General features: G+C 51.2%; 17 protein-coding genes. 1 reads left to right on the forward strand and 16 read right to left on the reverse strand.

The annotated features are described in order from the left end of the window. Position 1 precedes the first annotated feature (1 nt). The 16 genes from DXD02_RS01995 to DXD02_RS02070 all read right to left on the reverse strand — a co-directional run bounded on the left by DXD02_RS01995 (position 2) and on the right by DXD02_RS02070 (position 17387). Positions 2-916 carry a polyprenyl synthetase family protein gene (locus DXD02_RS01995; RefSeq protein ID WP_330410087.1) on the reverse strand — a complete coding sequence of 305 codons (915 nt, stop codon included), beginning with the start codon at positions 914-916 and terminating at the stop codon, positions 2-4. Next, on the reverse strand, positions 894-1139 hold the full coding sequence (gene xseB / locus DXD02_RS02000; protein WP_226906307.1) for an exodeoxyribonuclease VII small subunit: 246 nt from the start codon (positions 1137-1139) through the stop codon (positions 894-896). Before xseB ends, DXD02_RS01995 begins: the two co-directional genes overlap by 23 nt. 22 nt (positions 1140-1161) lie before the next feature. Continuing rightward, positions 1162-2388, reverse strand: coding sequence for an exodeoxyribonuclease VII large subunit (gene xseA / locus DXD02_RS02005; RefSeq protein WP_117509110.1), 1227 nt, complete (start codon positions 2386-2388; stop codon positions 1162-1164). Further along, on the reverse strand, positions 2378-2815 hold the full coding sequence (gene nusB / locus DXD02_RS02010) for a transcription antitermination factor NusB (RefSeq protein ID WP_022463351.1): 438 nt from the start codon (positions 2813-2815) through the stop codon (positions 2378-2380). Before nusB ends, xseA begins: the two co-directional genes overlap by 11 nt. A gap of 127 nt (positions 2816-2942) precedes the next feature. Further along, positions 2943-3335 (reverse strand): Asp23/Gls24 family envelope stress response protein, encoded by a 393-nt coding sequence (locus tag DXD02_RS02015; RefSeq protein WP_022463352.1) that lies wholly within the window; start codon positions 3333-3335, stop codon positions 2943-2945. Between the two features lie 70 nt (positions 3336-3405). Then, complete coding sequence (gene sdaAA, locus DXD02_RS02020; protein WP_055228454.1) at positions 3406-4278, reverse strand: L-serine ammonia-lyase, iron-sulfur-dependent, subunit alpha; 873 nt, start codon at positions 4276-4278, stop codon at positions 3406-3408. Further along, positions 4268-4951, reverse strand: coding sequence for an L-serine ammonia-lyase, iron-sulfur-dependent subunit beta (gene sdaAB, locus DXD02_RS02025; protein WP_117804018.1), 684 nt, complete (start codon positions 4949-4951; stop codon positions 4268-4270). Before sdaAB ends, sdaAA begins: the two co-directional genes overlap by 11 nt. Positions 4952-4989: 38 nt before the next feature. After that, complete coding sequence (locus DXD02_RS02030; RefSeq protein ID WP_117804017.1) at positions 4990-6582, reverse strand: peptide chain release factor 3; 1593 nt, start codon at positions 6580-6582, stop codon at positions 4990-4992. 107 nt (positions 6583-6689) lie between these two features. Continuing rightward, complete coding sequence (locus DXD02_RS02035) at positions 6690-7208, reverse strand: DUF4364 family protein (protein WP_022462531.1); 519 nt, start codon at positions 7206-7208, stop codon at positions 6690-6692. After that, complete coding sequence (locus DXD02_RS02040) at positions 7205-8152, reverse strand: TIGR01212 family radical SAM protein (protein ID WP_118666308.1); 948 nt, start codon at positions 8150-8152, stop codon at positions 7205-7207. Before DXD02_RS02040 ends, DXD02_RS02035 begins: the two co-directional genes overlap by 4 nt. Before the next feature lie 14 nt (positions 8153-8166). Continuing rightward, positions 8167-9489 (reverse strand): replication-associated recombination protein A, encoded by a 1323-nt coding sequence (locus DXD02_RS02045; RefSeq protein WP_118666309.1) that lies wholly within the window; start codon positions 9487-9489, stop codon positions 8167-8169. A gap of 113 nt (positions 9490-9602) precedes the next feature. Further along, entirely contained in the window at positions 9603-10277 is a 675-nt protein-coding gene (locus DXD02_RS02050) for a polysaccharide deacetylase family protein (RefSeq protein ID WP_158580099.1), read from the reverse strand. Between the two features lie 116 nt (positions 10278-10393). Beyond that, positions 10394-12757 carry a DUF2298 domain-containing protein gene (locus DXD02_RS02055; protein ID WP_118666311.1) on the reverse strand — a complete coding sequence of 788 codons (2364 nt, stop codon included), beginning with the start codon at positions 12755-12757 and terminating at the stop codon, positions 10394-10396. A gap of 2 nt (positions 12758-12759) precedes the next feature. Next, positions 12760-14391 carry an ABC-F family ATP-binding cassette domain-containing protein gene (locus tag DXD02_RS02060; RefSeq protein ID WP_022462526.1) on the reverse strand — a complete coding sequence of 544 codons (1632 nt, stop codon included), beginning with the start codon at positions 14389-14391 and terminating at the stop codon, positions 12760-12762. A 121-nt stretch (positions 14392-14512) separates the two neighbouring features. Beyond that, positions 14513-16582, reverse strand: coding sequence for an LTA synthase family protein (locus DXD02_RS02065; protein WP_118666312.1), 2070 nt, complete (start codon positions 16580-16582; stop codon positions 14513-14515). A 31-nt stretch (positions 16583-16613) separates the two neighbouring features. Continuing rightward, positions 16614-17387: a DUF6062 family protein gene (locus DXD02_RS02070; protein ID WP_118666313.1), complete on the reverse strand. Its 774-nt coding sequence runs from the start codon at positions 17385-17387 to the stop codon at positions 16614-16616. A 237-nt stretch (positions 17388-17624) separates the two neighbouring features. On the opposite strand from DXD02_RS02070, the gene DXD02_RS02075 reads away from it, so the two are divergent. Continuing rightward, complete coding sequence (locus DXD02_RS02075) at positions 17625-17858, forward strand: helix-turn-helix domain-containing protein (RefSeq protein ID WP_022462523.1); 234 nt, start codon at positions 17625-17627, stop codon at positions 17856-17858. Positions 17859-17942: the final 84 nt, after the last annotated feature.

Raw genomic sequence — 17942 nt, forward strand, 5'->3', positions numbered from 1 at the left:
CTTACTTTTTTCTGGAAGTCAGAGATTCAAACAGCTCTTCCAGAAATATTTTATCTCCCGGACAGGACAGATTTTTCAGTTCGTCTACGGCCTCTTTCGTGAGCCGTTTTACCTCCTGCTCCGCCCCGTCTGTGCCAAACATCGTCACATACGTTGTTTTTTCATTCTTTTCATCACTGAAAACCGGCTTTCCAAGCTCCTCCATCGTGGATGTGACATCCAGGATGTCGTCCCGGATCTGGAACGCGATTCCGACTTTGGAGGCAATCCGGCAGAGCGCGTCAAGATCATCGTCGTTTGCTCCTGCAAGTGCCGCACCTGCCATCATGGCAGCCTCTAAAAGCGCCGAAGTCTTGTTCTCGTAAATGTAGTCCAGCATCTCACGGTCGATGGCGAAATGGCCGGCTTTTTCATTCATCACGTCAACACTCTGACCGCCCAACATGCCGGAAATTCCGGTTTTCTGACAGAGAATGCCAAAAGCACGCACTACGCGGTCGGTGTGCTCCTCCAGTGGAAAGGCTTTCCAGGCTGTCTCGTATGCATAGTTTAAAAGGGCATCTCCTGCCAGCACGCCGACGGCCTCCCCGAAGACGACATGGGTCGTTTTTCTGCCGCGGCGGTAATCGTCGTTGTCGATCGCAGGGAGATCATCGTGGATCAGGGAATGGGTGTGAATCATCTCCATGGCTGCCATAAATGGTTTTACTGCCTCCCCGGTTCCGCCGAACAGACGGAAACTCTCCTGCAAAAGCAGCGGACGAAGCCTCTTTCCGCCCGCTGTCATACTGTAATTCATGGCTTTTGCCAGTTCCTTTGCAAAGCCTTCCTCTTTCGGCAGGTAAGCGGCAATGATACTTTCCGTTTCCCGCGTTTTTTCTTCGAGTACCGCTTTAAAATTCTCTGAATGTTCCATCCTCATTCATCTGGAGCATTTTTTTCTCGACGCGGTCAATTTTCTGACTGCATTCATTCAAAAGCTCCATTCCCTCCTTGTATAAACGAAAGGAGTCTTCCAGGCTGACATCGCTGCTCTCCAGCGTTTCGAGCATCTGATCCAGTTTTCCAAATGCTGCTTCCAGTGTCTCACCGGAAGGGGTTCCTTCTTCTTTTCTCTCTTCTGCTTCCATATTTCCCATGTTTTCTCGATTCTCTGCTTTTTCACGATTGTTCCATCCAGGATACGGCCGATGTCTTCTCTGCGCGCGCTGTGATCTTTCCGTCTGATACACAGATTTCAAGCAGATCACCTTCTTTGACATCCTGCACCGAAGTGATGGCTTTTCCTTCTTTTTCCACGTAGGAATAGCCCTGGTTCAGCTTGTCCAGCGGGGACAGACCCTTCATCGCCTGAATGTAAAGGGCAAGGCGGTGGCGCGCTTCTTTGAGCTTTTCTTCCATCGCATCTGTATACCGACGCTCCAGCTCGGCGTGGCGTGCTCTCTGGTCACGGATCTTATTTTCCGGTCCGAGATACTTCCACTTTGTCTCGTACTGCAGAAGGCGGCTTCTCGCTCTCTGCGTCTGGTTTGCCATCGCATGGTTCATGCGGCTTTTATAATTTTCCAGTGTGTTGAGTACCGCGCGGACATCAGCGACCGCCAGCTCCGCCGCTGCGGACGGGGTCGGGGCGCGCAGATCTGCCACGAAATCGATGATCGTTGTGTCGGTCTCATGGCCGACGGCGGAGATCACCGGCGTATGGCAGGAAAAAACGGCACGCGCTACTTTTTCCTCATTGAACGCCCAAAGATCCTCGATCGAACCGCCTCCGCGGCCCACGATCAGCACATCCAGATTCAGTACGTCCAGACGGCGTATGCCCTCCACGATGCTGTCCGCCGCTCCCTCTCCCTGCACCAGGGCCGGGTAGAGGATGATCTGGACAAAGGGATTCCGGCGGAGTGCAATGTTTTTGATATCCTGCACAGCAGCTCCCGTCGGTGCTGTGACAACGCCGATTTTCTTTACATACGCAGGAATCGGCTGCTTGTACTCCGGGGCAAACATGCCCATCTCTTCCAGTTCTGCTTTTAGGGCCAGATACTTTTCGTATAAAAGGCCGGCGCCCTCTTTTGTGATCTCTTTTGCATAGATCTGATACTTTCCGTCCCGCTCATAGACGCTGATGCTGCCGCCGACAATCACGTTATCGCCGTCCCGCATCGGGAAGGCAAGGCCGCGCCGCGAACCGGCGAACATGACACAGGAAATGGTTCCTTCCGCATCTTTTAAGGAAAAATAGATATGGCCGGACGGATGGTATTTACAGTTGCTTACTTCTCCGCTGACGTAAATCCGGCGGAGCATATAGTCCTGGTCAAAGATGTTTTTGATGTATGAATTGACCTGGCCTACGGTGTAAACATTCTGATTTTTATTTCTCATCTTCTTCTCTTGCCAGTTTTCCAAGAATACCGTTGATAAAGGACGGAGACTGGTCTCTGCCGAAGCGTTTTGCCAACTCAACGGCCTCGTTGATGGCTACACCGACCGGAACGTCCTCGTCGAATTTCATCTCGTAAACGGCAAGACGCAGGATCGCCAGGTCTACTTTTCCCATACGGGTCGTTTTCCAGCCCTCGGAAGTACGGTTCAGCATCTCGTCGATTTCCGGGATGTGCTCGGTCACATGATGGTATTTCTCTTCCATATAGGTCTGATCTTTTTCGCTTACGGTTACTTCTTCATCCTCGTCGTTGTCGTCAGAGTACGTAAAGTAAAGAGACATCTGCTGCGGCATCTCCTCTTTCTCCTGGAACTCTGCGGTATAGAGAAGTTTAAAAATATTTTCGCGAAGTTTGCTTCTGTTCATTGTCTGTTTTAATTCCTTCCTGTATAGTTAATTAACTATTTTTCTTCCATTTCATCTGGCTCTGAATAGTTAACAAGAACCGCGGGGTTGTAAGGGGTCGCCTTATTCCCTCGCGGTTCGTTGTTTTTTATTTCGTCTGTTCCATATTCACGCCTGCAATGGCTACATTGACATCGGAAACTTCCAGGCCTGTCATATTCTCGATCGCTGTTTTTACTTTTTCCTGTACGTTTTTGCAGGTTGCCGGAATCTCGTATCCATATTTGAGATTGAGGGCAAGATCCACGCAGACAACGCCGTCGAGTACATCAACTTTGACACCCTTGGAAAGATTTTTCATGCCAAGCTTGCTGACTAATTCGTTGGTAATATTTCCGGCCATGGAGGCTACCCCGTCCACTTCCGTTGCCGCAAGTCCTGCGATAATAGCTACCACCTCGTCTGCAATCTGCACGGTTCCGATTCCTTCGTCATCATATATCGTATAAGTGTTTCTTTTCTGAATTTTTGCCTCTGCCATCTTAAAGAACCTCCTCCTTGGCTGACTTTCCTTTATTATACCAAAAGTTTTCCGAAAATAAAAGTTTTTTTTATTCTTCTTCCTGTGCCGCGCACCACTCGCGTGCTGCCGGCGTGTTGGCAAGGCCGCCCTGGCCGGTTTCGCGCAGACTCGGATGCATCTGGTCGCCGACTTCCCGCATCGCATCGATCACCTGATCCGGCGGAATGCGGCTTATGATTCCCGCAAGTGCCATGTCCGCCGCAGAAAGTGCATTCACGGAACCGATCACATTCCGTTTGACGCACGGGACCTCGACAAGACCGCCGACCGGGTCACACACGAGACCGAGCAGGTTCTTTAATGCCATCGCTGCCGCATGCGTGATCTGGGACGGAGTGCCGCCGCCAAGTGCGGTCAGTGCGCCTGCCGCCATCGCGCTTGCTGTTCCGATTTCGGCCTGGCAGCCGCCGGAAGCGCCCGCAATGTAGGCCCGCGCCGCAACGACCTGGCCGATACCGGCTGCCGTGTAGAGCGCACGCACGATCTGCTCATCCGCTGTCCCCTTCTCTTTCTGGTAATTCACGAGCACAGCCGGAAGCACACCGCACGCTCCTGCGGTCGGTGCTGCAACGATCCGCTTCATGCAGGCGTTTGACTCACCCATCGCAAGTGCAGATGCCATAACTTTTCCGACAAACGGTCCGCAGAGCGTGTTCCCGCTCTCGACATACGCGCGCATCGTCTTTCCGGCGCCGCCCACAAGACCGCTTCTCGACTGCAGCGAACCGTCATAATTCCGTTCAGCGCCTTTCATGGCTTCCCACATGCCGCGCATCGTCTCAATGGACTCTTCGCGGCTTACATTTCTCTCATTCATATCGTCCAGAAGGATGACTTCATCAAACGGCAGGTCTTTTTCCTGGCACTCTCGGACAATTTCTTCCAGTGAATTATAAGACATCGTCCTCTTCTCCTTCCGTTACGTTGATGTATGTTACCTTTACAATGCCCTCAAGATGCTCCAGCCATTCCAGCGACTCTTTGGGAAGCGGCTGATCCATCTCCACGACCATGACGGCCGATCCGCCTCTCTTGTCGCGGTAGAGGGACATATTCGCAATGTTGACTGACTTATGTGCCAGCATCGACGTAACCTCGGCTACGTGGCCCGGCTGGTCCAGATTGTGGACGATCAGGGTCGGAATCTCGCAGCTGCAGTTGACATCCAGCCCGTCGAGGCGGTTGATCATGATACGGCCGCCGCCAAGGGAGCACGCCTGCACCTCGAGCGTCCGGCCGCTCTTTCCCTTTACTTCCAGAACGACGCTGTTCGGATGGGCACTCGTCAGATTGGCGATGCCGAATGAATAGGAAAGACTCATCTTCCGGGCAATTTCAAAGCTGTCCGGAATCCGCTCGTCATCCGGCCGCATGCCGAGAAGACCCGCGACGAGACCGCGGTCCGTTCCATGGCCCTTTCCCGTTGCGGCAAAGGAACCGTACATCAGTATTTTTGCTTCCACCGGCTGTTCCCCGAGAAGTTTCTGCGTCATCCATCCAATCCGCACTGCCCCCGCTGTGTGCGAACTCGACGGACCGACCATCACAGGGCCCAGAATATCGAATAAGTTCATTCCTTCTCCTTTTTAAGCGGCATCCCGCTCTTTTGTTCTTAGTTTTTGCTGAATTCGGTCAGCACAAGGTCTTTGTTTCGATCCTGTACCATGCCGACACTCCACGGATTGACAAAGAGAAGCAGCGGATTTCCCTTGAGGTCCATGACCTTCTTCATATCGGATGTACCCTGAATACGGTCCAGGTTGATCTCCTCTTTGTTTGCGATCCAGCGGATGTGCTCATACGGCAGGTTCTCCAGACGGATATCCACGTTGTACTCATTCTCCAGACGGTATTTTAAAACGTCAAACTGCAGGACGCCGACAACGCCGACGATGATCTCCTCCATGCCGCCTTTGTACTCCTGGAAAATCTGGATCGCACCTTCCTGTGCAATCTGGGAAATTCCCTTGACGAACTGTTTTCTCTTCATCGTATCGAGCTGGCGCACTCTTGCAAAATGCTCCGGCGCGAAGGTCGGAATTCCCTCGTATGCGAATTTTCTGCCCGGCATACAGATCGTATCTCCGATGGAGAAGATACCCGGGTCAAATACACCGATGATATCGCCGGCGTATGCTTCATCAACAATATGACGGTCACTCGCCATCATCTGCTGCGGCTGGGAAAGACGCATTTTCTTTCCTCCCTGCACATGGAAGACTTCCATTCCGGCGTCGAATTTGCCGGAGCAGATGCGCATGAATGCGATACGGTCACGGTGTGCTTTGTTCATGTTTGCCTGGATTTTAAAGACAAACGCAGAGAAATCCTCTTTGACCGGATCGATCACGCCGCAGTCTGCCGTACGCGGAAGCGGCGGCATCGTCATCGTGAGGAAGTGCTGCAGAAAAGTCTCCACACCAAAGTTGGTGAGCGCAGATCCGAAGAATACCGGGGAGAGCTCTCCCTTGCTGACAAGCTCCTGGTCAAACTCTGCACTTGCGCCGTCGAGCAGCTCGATCTCATCCATAAGCTGTTCTTTCTGGTCCTCATCGACCACATCGAGAAGATGCGGATCGTCGATATCAATTTCTTCCTCGATACCTTCCTTCGTTCCCTTCATTGTATCGGAGAAGGTAAGGACTTTCTTTTTGTCACGGTCGTAAACACCGCGGAATTTCTTTCCGGAACCGATCGGCCAGTTGATCGGGCAGGTTGCAATGCCGAGCTCTTTTTCGATCTCGTCGAGCAGCTCGAAGGTATCGTTCGCATCGCGGTCCATCTTGTTGATGAAGGTAAAGATCGGGATGTGGCGCATGACACAGACTTTAAACAGCTTTCTGGTCTGTGCCTCGACACCCTTCGATGCATCGATAACCATGACGGCGGAATCGGCTGCCATCAGGGTACGGTACGTATCCTCCGAGAAGTCCTGGTGTCCCGGGGTATCCAGAATGTTGATGCAGTAGCCGTCGTAATTGAACTGCAGAACGGAAGAGGTAACGGAAATACCACGCTCTTTCTCGATCTCCATCCAGTCGGATACGGCATGGCGCGCAGTCGCTTTTCCTTTTACGGAACCGGCGAGATTGATCGCTCCTCCGTACAGCAGGAATTTCTCAGTCAGTGTGGTTTTACCGGCATCCGGGTGGGAAATGATGGCAAAGGTACGCCGTCTTTCAATTTCTTTTGTATAATCAGGCACAGTTTTATCTCCTTTGGAATATAAAATCTTATTTACTATGTTTTCCATGTTTATGCTTTTTAGACATACTAATTTATTCTATTATATGCCACCATTCCTGTCAATCGTTATCTTGACAGTTCATTCATAATCGAAGCATAAATCTTCTGACTCCGGTTTTCCCAGTTGCTGCAGATCTTTTTGGCCGCCTCCTCGGACGGAACCGTCACGACAATCTCAAAAATAGTTGTCTTCCGCTCTCTCGCCTGACAGCGGACCTCGTAGTCATCTCCCGCGGTCTTGTAGTAATCGGCCACAACGGACGCTTTTTTCCGCAGTTCATAGGAGTGCTCCTTCATATAGCGGTCGATTTCCTCCCGGATTTCCGGAGAGATCTCGTTTTCGAAGAAGGAAAGCGTCTTGCTGCCCTCCTCAGTCATGTGGTAGTACGAGGTGTTGCGCACCTTCTCGATCTCGATCAGCTTTGTATCCTGCAGCTCGCTTAACGCCTCCTGGAGATGAAAGTAGTTCGTGTACTCTTTTTCCAGGATAAAATCCGAAATCTGTGTATTTGACAGCGGAAAATTCACATTCTGCAGCATGTAGAGAATAATCAGTTTGTATAACGTAAAGGATGATTCAATCACGGTGTGTTTCCTCCTTTTTCTTCGTCCAGAAGCTGTCCCTGATACGCATGTTCTTCTTTCATGCGATGATGCAGCTCATTTAAGACGGTGCGTTTTGCCTGGCTCCATGTTGGTGCAATCAAAAGATCCCCGGGGCCGTCTCCCGTCACACGGTGGATCACAAGATCGGGACGGAGACGCCGCAGGCAGTCGATGACAAGGGTAAGATACGCATCCTGCTCCAGCACCTCAAATTTTCCGGCCGCGTAGTCCGCCGCAAGATCCGTGTTTTTCAGCACATGAAGCAGCTGAAGCTTGATGCCGAAAATGGAAAGTCCATTCAGATAATCCATTGTTGCAAAGACTTCTTCCTGTCCCTCCCCCGGCAGACCGAGGATCGTGTGGACAATCACGGGAATCCCCCGCCTGTGCAGCTCGTTTACTGCCTGTTCAAAACAGGAAAGCGGATAGCCCCTTCGGATATACTGTGCCGTTTTTTCATGCATCGTCTGCAGTCCCAGCTCCACCCAGACCGGTTTGATCCGGTTCAGCTCTTCTAACAGAGAAAGAACCTCTTCCCCTAAGCAGTCCGGTCTCGTTCCGATCGAAAGGGCCACGACCTCCTCGTCCGAAATTGCCTCCCGGAAAATTTTTTCCAGATATTCCACCGGCGCGTACGTGTTCGTATACGCCTGGAAATAGGCGATGAACTTATGCACCGGCCGCTTTTGCTGCAGGAGGGATTTCTGCTCCCGGATCTGTTCCGGGATGGATTTGTTTCTGTCCCCGGCAAAATCACCGGAGCCGCCCGCACTGCAGAAAATGCAGCCCCGGTCACCGCAGGTGCCGTCCCGGTTCGGACACGTCATCCCGCCGTCGAGCGAGAGCTTGTACACTTTTTCCCCGAACGTCTTTTTCAGATAGGCGTCCAGCGAATAATACGGCTTTCCAAGCCAGTCTGTCATGATTTCTTCCCCTTTTATTCGATGTCTTTTCCAATTTTTTTGAAGTTTTCCCGGATCTTCTGCTCATAGCCGTTCGTTCCAAGATGAAGGAAACGGCTTCCTAAGATCTCGTCCGGCAGATACTGCTGCTCGACGTAGTGATTCGGGTAATCATGTGCATACTGATAGCCTTGACCGTGGCCGAGTTTTGCAGAACCTTTGTAATGGGAGTCCTGCAGATGCGGCGGAACCGACGTCCGCACACTTCCGACCGTCTTCATCGCCGCAAAGACTGCCTCGCACGAAGAATTACTCTTTGGTGCACAGGCAACATACGTGGCTGCCTCCGCCAGAATAATCTGCGCCTCCGGCATGCCGACGCGTTCCACGGCAAGGGACGCGGAAACTGCTACATTTAAGGCATTCGGATCGGCAAGGCCGACATCCTCCGCCGCGCAGATCATGATGCGGCGGGCGATAAACTTGATATCCTCCCCGGCATACAGCATTTTGGCCAGATAAAAGACCGCCGCATCCGGGTCAGAACCGCGCATGCTCTTGATAAATGCAGAGATCGTATCGTAATGCTGATCGCCCGTCTTGTCGTACCGCACGACGCGCTTCTGGATGCACTCCGATGCCGTTTCGAGATCGATATGGATTTTTCCGTCCGCCTGACGTTCCGTTGAGAGGACGCCCAGCTCGATTGCATTTAAGGCCGCTCTCGCGTCACCGCCTGCGATGTCGGCAAGGAACTCTTTTGCATCCGCATTGAGCACAACGTTGTACGTCCCGAGCCCCTTTACCGGGTCCGTCACCGCGCGCTCCAGCAGTTTTTCGATGTCCTCTTTTTCGAGCGGCTTTAATTCAAAGATAATGGAACGCGAAATCAGCGCCCCGTTGACCTCGAAATACGGGTTTTCCGTCGTCGCGCCAATCAGAACGAGTGTGCCGTCCTCCACAAACGGAAGCAGATAATCCTGTTGCCCCTTGTTGAAGCGGTGGATCTCGTCGACAAAAAGAATCGTCTTTTTGCCGTACATGCCGATCCGCTGCTGCGCTTCTTTTACGACTTCTTCCATATCCTTTTTGCCGGCTGTCGTGGCATTCAGCTGGGTAAACTCTGCGCTTGTCGTGTTGGCGATGACGCGGGCAAGCGTCGTTTTTCCCGTTCCCGGAGGGCCGTAGAAAATGACGGAGCCGAGTTTATCCGCCTTGATCGCACGGTACAACAGCTTTCCAGGGCCGATGATGTGCTCCTGTCCAACCACCTCGTCCAGCGTTGTCGGGCGCATGCGCGATGCGAGAGGGGACTCTTTTTCCATTGTGGTTTCTTTCATATAATCAAACAAATCCATGTATTTTTCACCCCATTTTTCTTCCTGCCATTTATCTTATCACATTTTGGCGGGTATCCTCAACCCCTTAATCTCGGATTCTCCGCAACTATGTTCGATGGAATCCGCGGAAGCTATTCTTCAATCAGCTCACGCACCGTCACAAACGTGTATCCCTCTTCTTTTAATTCTTTTACGATCCGCCGCAGCGCTTCCACCGTCGCGCGGTAGCCGTCATGCATGAGAATAATGCTGCCATCCTTCACATTCGGAAGCACCGCGCTGCAGATCGACGCAGTGTTCTGGCTCTCCCAGTCGCGGGAATCCACATCCCAGAGTACCGGGATCATCGTCACTGCAAGGTCCAGCCCCTCTCTCCATTCCCCGAACGGCGGACGGATATAGACGGGATATTCCCCTGTGATCTCGTAGATTGCATTGCTTGTTTTCACGACCTCCTCCCTCGCTTCCTCTTCTGATACTTTCGTAAGCTGAACATGATGAAACGTATGATTTCCGATCAGATGGCCTTCCGCATGCATCCGGCGGACGATTTCTTCGTTTCCGGCAAGACACTGCCCCTGCAGAAAAAACGTTGCCGGAATTTCATTTTCTTTTAAAATTTCAAGCACCTCCGGCGTATAGCACGCATTCGGCCCGTCATCAAATGTCAGCGCCGCACGGCGGGGCACACTTTTTTCTACTTCCGCCGCTGTCTCTTTCGCGCCTTCTCTTTCACACCGTGCCAGCTCTGCAAACAGAATAGCCGCCATCATCACAGCCAGAAGCGGCAGAGGAACGTGCCGCACTTTTCGGAATCTCCGCATGGTCTGCCCTTCGCACTTTCTTCTGCATTCTCTGTATTATATGAAAAACAGGAGAAAAGATGCCGCACCCGGCGGTTCTTTTCTCCTGTTTTTGTTCTTTATGTATCCTGTACCTGAAGAATATACGTACCGGACGCAGTATCCTGGTAAACGATATCTCCGATGGACTGCAGCAGCGATTCGTTCAGCGCATCGCCATATTTCTCCTTTTCTTTGCTTCCCACAAAAATGTAGGTCACATGATACTGCTCCAGCAGGCGCAGCACTTCATTCGTATCGGTCGAGGTGTACATCTGTTTCACATCCTCGGCGCGGACATTTAAGTCTGCGGGATCCCCTCTCCAGAGCCATTCATGGACATACCATCCAAGCACGGTCGGAAGACCGGTCATTGCGGAAACGCGCTCGTAATCGCTGTAGCTGTCGCCGTTCGCCTCAAGCACAACCGGCTGTCCTTCTATTGTTTCATCCAGCCAGCGGATGGCACCTGCGTCCTCGGAAAAGACATTTTCCAGATACGCTGTCGCATCGAGTCCGCGGTACTCGGACAGATCGAAAATATTTCCGAACCAGGAGTACACGCTCGTTCCAAAATAGCCGAAGGTCCATAAAAGCAGTACCAGCCCGATTCCGCCGAACACCTGCAGAATCCGCTCTTTTTTCCAGAGCAGGAACCGCGTGATGATGTAGCTCATGCAGATGCCGAACAGGATAAATGCCTGATACGTCAGCTTGAACATCGTGTTGGAGCGCGCATACGATTCTTCGTAGATATCGCGCACATAGACGAGTTCCGGAATGATGATAAGGCCGATGGCACAGAGGCCTAAAATACCGATCACCATATCGCTCACCGCAATCTCTCTCCAGAAATTACAGAAGGCAGAAACTTTTTTGGGCTTTTCCGCCGTTTCTTTTTCGCCCGGCTCCGGTTTTTTCTCTCCCAGAATCAGGGCAACGGCCTGCTCTTCCACCTCTTCCTGCGTCTTTCCATCGGCAAGTACAATCTGTCCCTGCCGCTCCATGCCCGGAAGATGACAGTTTTTCCGCCATGCTAGCAGAACGGCTGCGATAAACAGCACAACGAGCACCGTCGGAAGGCCCCAGAGAATCGCCAGCTGATACAGCATCGAATGGTGCTTGGCAATGCCGACACCGGAAACCATCGTCTCAAACTTCATTGTAAACGGAAGGGCGACAATCGTTCCAATTGCAAAAACTTCTGCAGCCTGCAGGAGAACCGTTCCGATCGTCTCTTTCGCCCGCGCATGATACCGGTACAGCGCACCGTACAGAGAGAAGCCTGCAATCACGACGAAATAGATAACAAAATCCCAGTAGTTGGACCAGTGGAACACACCGATCAGAAAGCCCGCCGCGATGATCTGCGGCTGAAACAGAACGTCTTTTAACGACCATTTCCACTCTTTTTCCGGATCACGGCAGGTATTTTTCACGTAGGAATATAAAAGGCCCAGCACCAGCAGGACGAACATGACATTCACCACATGGGCATGCAGGTCGCCGAGCACAAAGGAATACGATGGAAACTCATGAATCGTGCGGTCATTTTCCACAAGCGGGTCATACCCGATATAGCGGGTCGAACTCGGGAACCAGTAAGCCGATTCGTTCAGTCCCAGCCACTGTCGGATGCAGCCGTAAATCACATAGTGCATATTTCCGGCAAGGGAAACGGCGCCTCCCGAAAGAAGACCGCCAAGCACCGGTGCAATCTGGCTTTTATTGCCGCCCTCTTTCCGGATGCGGTGGCACGCACGCGACTCTGCCAGATGGTAGGTGATCGAAAACGGCAGAACAAACGCGAACGATGCCACCATCGTACGCATCAGATGGTATGTCTGCTTTACATCCGTGAAGGTAATCTTCGTCAGAAATACGGCATAGAACTGGCCGCCGTAATAGTAGTTAATACTGCTTCCGCTGTACCAGAGATCCTCTGCCGGAACGGCGGTACTGCGCATCATGGCCTTCATAAAACCATAATCCATGAATTTTTCGGTTCCGTGTGCCTCCGGGTGAAAGCCCGCAAGGTAGGTCCAGAGAAGGAAAAAGGCGAAAAACAACACTTCTTCCATCATCAGGAAGTCGATTTCCGGCGCATGGACGCGTACCTTAAAGCATCCGAAAATCCAAGAAGCCAGGATCAGTACACCGACTGTGATCAGGCAGACCGGTGCGGTAAACGGAACCAGTCCGAAGCTTCCAAGAGCAAATACAGCAAAACCGGAAACAACGATGCCAAGCACTTTAGAAAACATCCATCCCCGGTCATGAAACCGCGGAAACAGCGCTGCGGCAGCCGGATAAAATCCAATACCGAGCACCAGGGTCATAAGCCACCACTTCAGGAACGAAACGTTGTCCGTTCCAAGAAGCGGCGTTGTGGCCAGCACAAGCAACACCAGCAGAATGCCGGAAACTGTCGTCTTTTTGCTCATCTTTAATTATCTTCCTCTGTCATTGTATAGACATGACGTTTTCTTGCCATCTCATCGCTTGCAAGATACTCGTCGTAGGTGGTCATCTTATCGATCAGCGCGCCGTTCGGAAGGATCTCCATGATACGGTTTGCTGTAGTCTGTACAAACTGATGGTCGTGGCAGGTGAACAGCAGCACGCCCGGGAATTTGATCAGACCGTTGTTCAGTGCAGTGATGGACTCCATATCCAGATGGTTGGTCGGCTCGTCAAGAACGAGAACGTTTGCACCGGAAATCATCATCTTGGAGAGCAGGCAGCGCACTTTCTCTCCTCCGGAAAGGACTCTGACACGTTTCACGCCGTCCTCACCGGCAAAAAGCATTCTTCCGAGGAATCCGCGGACATACGTTACGTCCTTGATCTCGGAATACTGGGTCAGCCAGTCTGCGATCGTCAGGTCGCAGTCGAATTCTGCGGTGTTGTCCTTCGGGAAGTAAGCCTGTGTAGTGGTTACGCCCCATTTGTAGTAACCGGAATCCGGCTCTTCTTCTCCGGTCAGAATCTTGAACAGCATGGTGATCGCCTGCTCGTTGCTTCCGACGAAAGCAACTTTATCTTCTCTTCCGAGGGTGAAGCTTAAGTTATCCAGGATTTTCACGCCGTCTACGGTTTTGGTCAGTCCCTCTACCTGCAGAACGTCGTTTCCGATCTCACGGTTCGGACGGAAATCGATGTAAGGATATTTCCGGCTGGACGGTTTGATATCGTCGAGCTGGATTTTCTCTAGGGCTTTCTTACGGGAAGTAGCCTGTTTACTCTTCGATGCGTTGGCACTGAATCTAGAGATGAAGTCCTGTAACTCTTTGATCTTCTCCTCTTTCTTCTTGTTCGCCTCTTTCATCTGTTTTACCAGCAGCTGGCTGGACTCAAACCAGAAGTCGTAGTTTCCGGCATAGAGCTGGATTTTTCCGTAATCTATATCTGCGATCTGGGTGCAGACTTTATTCAGGAAATAACGGTCGTGGGATACAACGATAACGGTATTCTCGAAGTTGATCAGGAACTCCTCAAGCCACTCGATCGCATCGAGGTCCAAGTGGTTGGTCGGCTCGTCGAGAAGAAGGATATCCGGGTTTCCGAACAGGGCTCTTGCAAGAAGAACTTTGACCTTCTGGCTGCCGGTCAGGTCTGCCATCTGTGCGTAGTGCAGTTCCGGCTCAATGCCAAGGCCGTTTAAGAGCTGCTCTGCATCGGTCTCTGCCTCCCAGCCGTTCATCTCTGCAAACTCACCCTCGAGCTCGCTCGCTTTGATACCGTCCTCATCGGTGAAGTCTTCTTTTGCGTACAGCGCCTCTTTCTCTTTCATGATCTCATAGAGACGGGCATTTCCCATGATAACGGTGTCGAGTACCGGATAGCTGTCGTATTTGAAGTGGTCCTGCTCGAGGAAGGAAAGACGCTGGCCCGGTGTGATGGTTACGTCTCCGTTTGTCGGTTCAAGCTGGCCGGACAGGATTTTCAGAAAGGTTGATTTTCCCGCTCCGTTGGCACCGATCATGCCGTAGCAGTTTCCCTCGGTGAATTTGATATTGACATCTTCAAACAACGCTTTTTTTCCGACACGAAGTGTCACATTATTTGCTGCAATCATACTTTTTAAAACCTCATTTTCTTATTCTTAATTGTAAACGTGAAGTTACCGCCGGGGTTTCCCGGTCATACGGAGTATAGTCTACCATAGATTTCCGTTTTCTGGCAAGTAGGGAAAGCCCTTATTCTTCGTCTTTTTCACCGGAAATTGTAAAAAAGCTGTCATCCCGGTCTTTTTTGTCGATCAGTTCATTGTACTGCAGGCATTCATACTGCCGTTCGTACTCGAGATCCTCCTCCGGCGCATCGCTGTCGTTCCAGCGGTACCAGGTTCCGTCACTTGCTAAAAAGCCGAGGTGATTGAGCGCCGGCATCTTCTCGCGCAGGTCAAGCAGATACTCGTTGTACGGCGTCAGTTCCAGGCCGGTAAGGCTTAACGCATAGCTTGAGAGATAGTTTGTGCTGATCCAGACATTGCTCTCGGATTTCATGCTGTAGTTGGTCCAGATGAAGAACGGGGTTCCATAGAACTTCTCCTGATCCTCGACCGAAAGATTCTGATAGGCGTCTCCGGCAATCCATGTTTCAAACGCATCCGGCAGTTTCGGGGAATGATCTCCGAACATAATGATCATCGTCGGCTCGTCCACCTGCTGGAAATACCGGATCAGATAGGAAATTGCCTCATCGGAAAGCTTTAACAGGGAGAAATACTGATCGGCCTCATCACTGTCGTAGCCGTTGCAGTTGATATCCGCCTGGAAATAACGGTTCGTGTAGCCGCTGTGGTTCTGCATCGTCACATCAAAGAGGAAGAACGGGCTGCCCGGCTCCTTGTTCTCGTAGGTTTCCACGATCTTCTCATAGTTCGCCTGATCGCTGATCATGCCGCGGTACCGCTTGGCCGTATCGGAGAACTGATCAATCGAGATGAAATCATCAAAATCAAGGAAACGGTATGCCGTGCTCCGCTTCCAGTTTGTCGCCTTGTTCGGATGCATCGCAATTGCCTGATAACCCTGGTCTTTTAACGTCGTGACAAGGGAATACTGGCTGTGCGTAAAGTAGCTGACGTACGGCACCATGCCCGGGAACCGCTTGCAGGAGTTTCCGGTCAGGAACTCATACTCCGTCTTTGCTGTTCCGCCGCCCTTGGTACACGTCAGCGTGTGCCCTTTGATGATATTTTCGGTCAGCGAGTCGAGGAACGGCATGTAGCTCTCGCTCGTCTGCGGATCGCCGACGGAACGGTAGTCAAACCACGACTCGTTCATGATCGCGATGATGTTGACGGGTGTCACGCTATCCGCATTATCTCTTCGAAGATCTTCTGTTTTCGTCTCTTTCTCGCTCGTATCGGCAATCGCTGTCACTTCGTCTTTCGAATAGCCGTCCGGCGGTGTCAGGCGCATGTATTTGGCGACCGCGGTAAAACCGACTGTCGTTCCGTACTGGCGGTATGTCTTCGCCGGATTCCAGAGGTCACTGATGACACCGAACTCGGCGTTCCAGTTCAGATTCATGTACGCCAGGTATGTTCCGAGCGTCAGCGCAGCAGCAGCCACGCGGAGCAGAATTTTATTCCTCGTTTTCCGTGCAAAACGGTATTCCCGGCTCTGCAGCCAGAGGCGCACAACGAGCATCATCGTGATAAACGAAGTCACGATTTCACCTGTGATCTCGAATTTGTAGCCGCCGACTACGTCCGCCGCCGTCGCAATGCTGTACAGGTCGATGAGCTGGAACGCTTCTCCGCGGAACAGATAAACATAGTAGAATACCAGACTCATGCAGAAATAAAAGATGTTCATGAAAATCATCGCGCGGCGGATGGAGTTCAGAAAGAGGGAAACGAGAATGGAAAGTACGAAAATGACACCGATATTCAACAACGCATAATACCATTTCATCTCCCGGAACTGGCTGTTTGTGACAAATTCCAGTGTGGCAAACAGATAGGCTGCGTTTGCCAGCATCAGAATCGGCTGTTTCCATCCCACATAGCGCGGTTTTGGTTTCTGGTCCGGCTTTGCAGCAAACCAGCAGAAACTGACGACTGTCGTCAGTATGATACACGCCAGCAGGCACGGGAACAGAAAGTGAATACTCCACTCCCGGTCTGCCGCCGTCGTATCCAGCAGCGGGCGCGCCAGAAACAGCAGTACCGCCAGCACGCCGAAATACAAAACAAGAAACGCGCACCGGGCGCGCTCCTTTTGATTCTCTTTTAATCTCTGATAAAACTTCTGCATCGAAACTTTATGCTCCTTTTATAAACAAGAATTATAATCCTTCCGTAAACGGCTCGTCCGCCGGATAGCCGCCGCCTAATTTTTGCATACAGCGCTGGATGGAATCTTTTGAATTTCCCCAGTCCTTATCCTTGTTGCGGTAATCGAATTTGTCAGTAAACCATGTTACCTCTTCCTGCAGCCGCTGGTAATTTTCTTTCATGATTTTGAACAGAACCGGGTAAAATTCCGCTTTCTGTTTATCATTCAGCTTTTTCTCCGCCGTTTCTACCAGATCCGCAAAATGCGGCAGACAGAAGCCTTTTCCCTCGCGGAACAGTCTTGCAAACTCCTCGTCTTTTTTGTAGAGATCAAAGAACGTATCAAGATAGCGGTTATAGTTTGCCTTGAAGTGATCGCAGACGTAGCACGAATGCGTCTTCTCATCAATCCACTGGCCGATCGCAGTCTCACGGCCCTGTTTGTCGAGGGATGTCTTCTGCATCCGCTTGAACACCGAGGATTTTCCCGGTGCAAACAGATCCATCTGTGCGGCAAACTCCTGGTTCAGTTTTTTCAGATGGGTGGATAAAATCAGACCGCTTCCGAGACGGTTTCCGTAATCGTACATCATTTTATAGTGGTGGCGGCAGAATCCCATCGCGTCTGTTTCCGCACGCACATCATCCTCCATATAGGATGCGCCGGAACCGAGCGCAAACGAAATCGCATGCTGCTCTGCTTCCCGCTCCAGATAGCAGAACGGGCACTCATCTTCCGCCTTGAATGCATCCATCAGCGGAATGGTATGGATCGACTCTTTCATATGCAAAAACCTCCGATTTTATTTGTTGGTGCTTTCTACAGCATACACAAAAACCTCTCATTTGTCAAAAGAACTCTTTTTCCTGTTTTCCTATTATTCTGATGGATAATTTCTATATTTTGCACAATTTACATGTGCATTATAAAAATTTAAAGTTGTTTCTTTTTGGTATTTAATCGTTTAAGATAAATATTATATAAGTCTTTGTATCACTCTGTTCAGAAAGGAGCCATAGCAATGGGAGAACGTCATACGGAGGAGATGCGCCTCCTCGGTCTTACCATCGCTTTTTATCGCAGAGCACGCGGATTAACGCAAAGTGAGCTTGCCGAAGCTGTCCAGATCAGCCGTACACATATGAGCAACATCGAAGCGCCAAACAGTCATACCTCTCTGTCTCTAAACAAGCTGATGGATATTGCGGAAGCACTCGAAATTCCGCTGAAAACATTATTTGATTTCAAACGGTAAGCCCGGAAAGCTTTCCGTTTTTTATAGCAGATTTTTACAGCAACCCCCCGCAGCCGGTGTGCGCCCGGTGCGGGGGGCTTTTTC

This window comes from Blautia sp. TF10-30, from assembly GCF_003481245.1.
Taxonomy (GTDB): domain Bacteria; phylum Bacillota; class Clostridia; order Lachnospirales; family Lachnospiraceae; genus Fusicatenibacter; species Fusicatenibacter saccharivorans.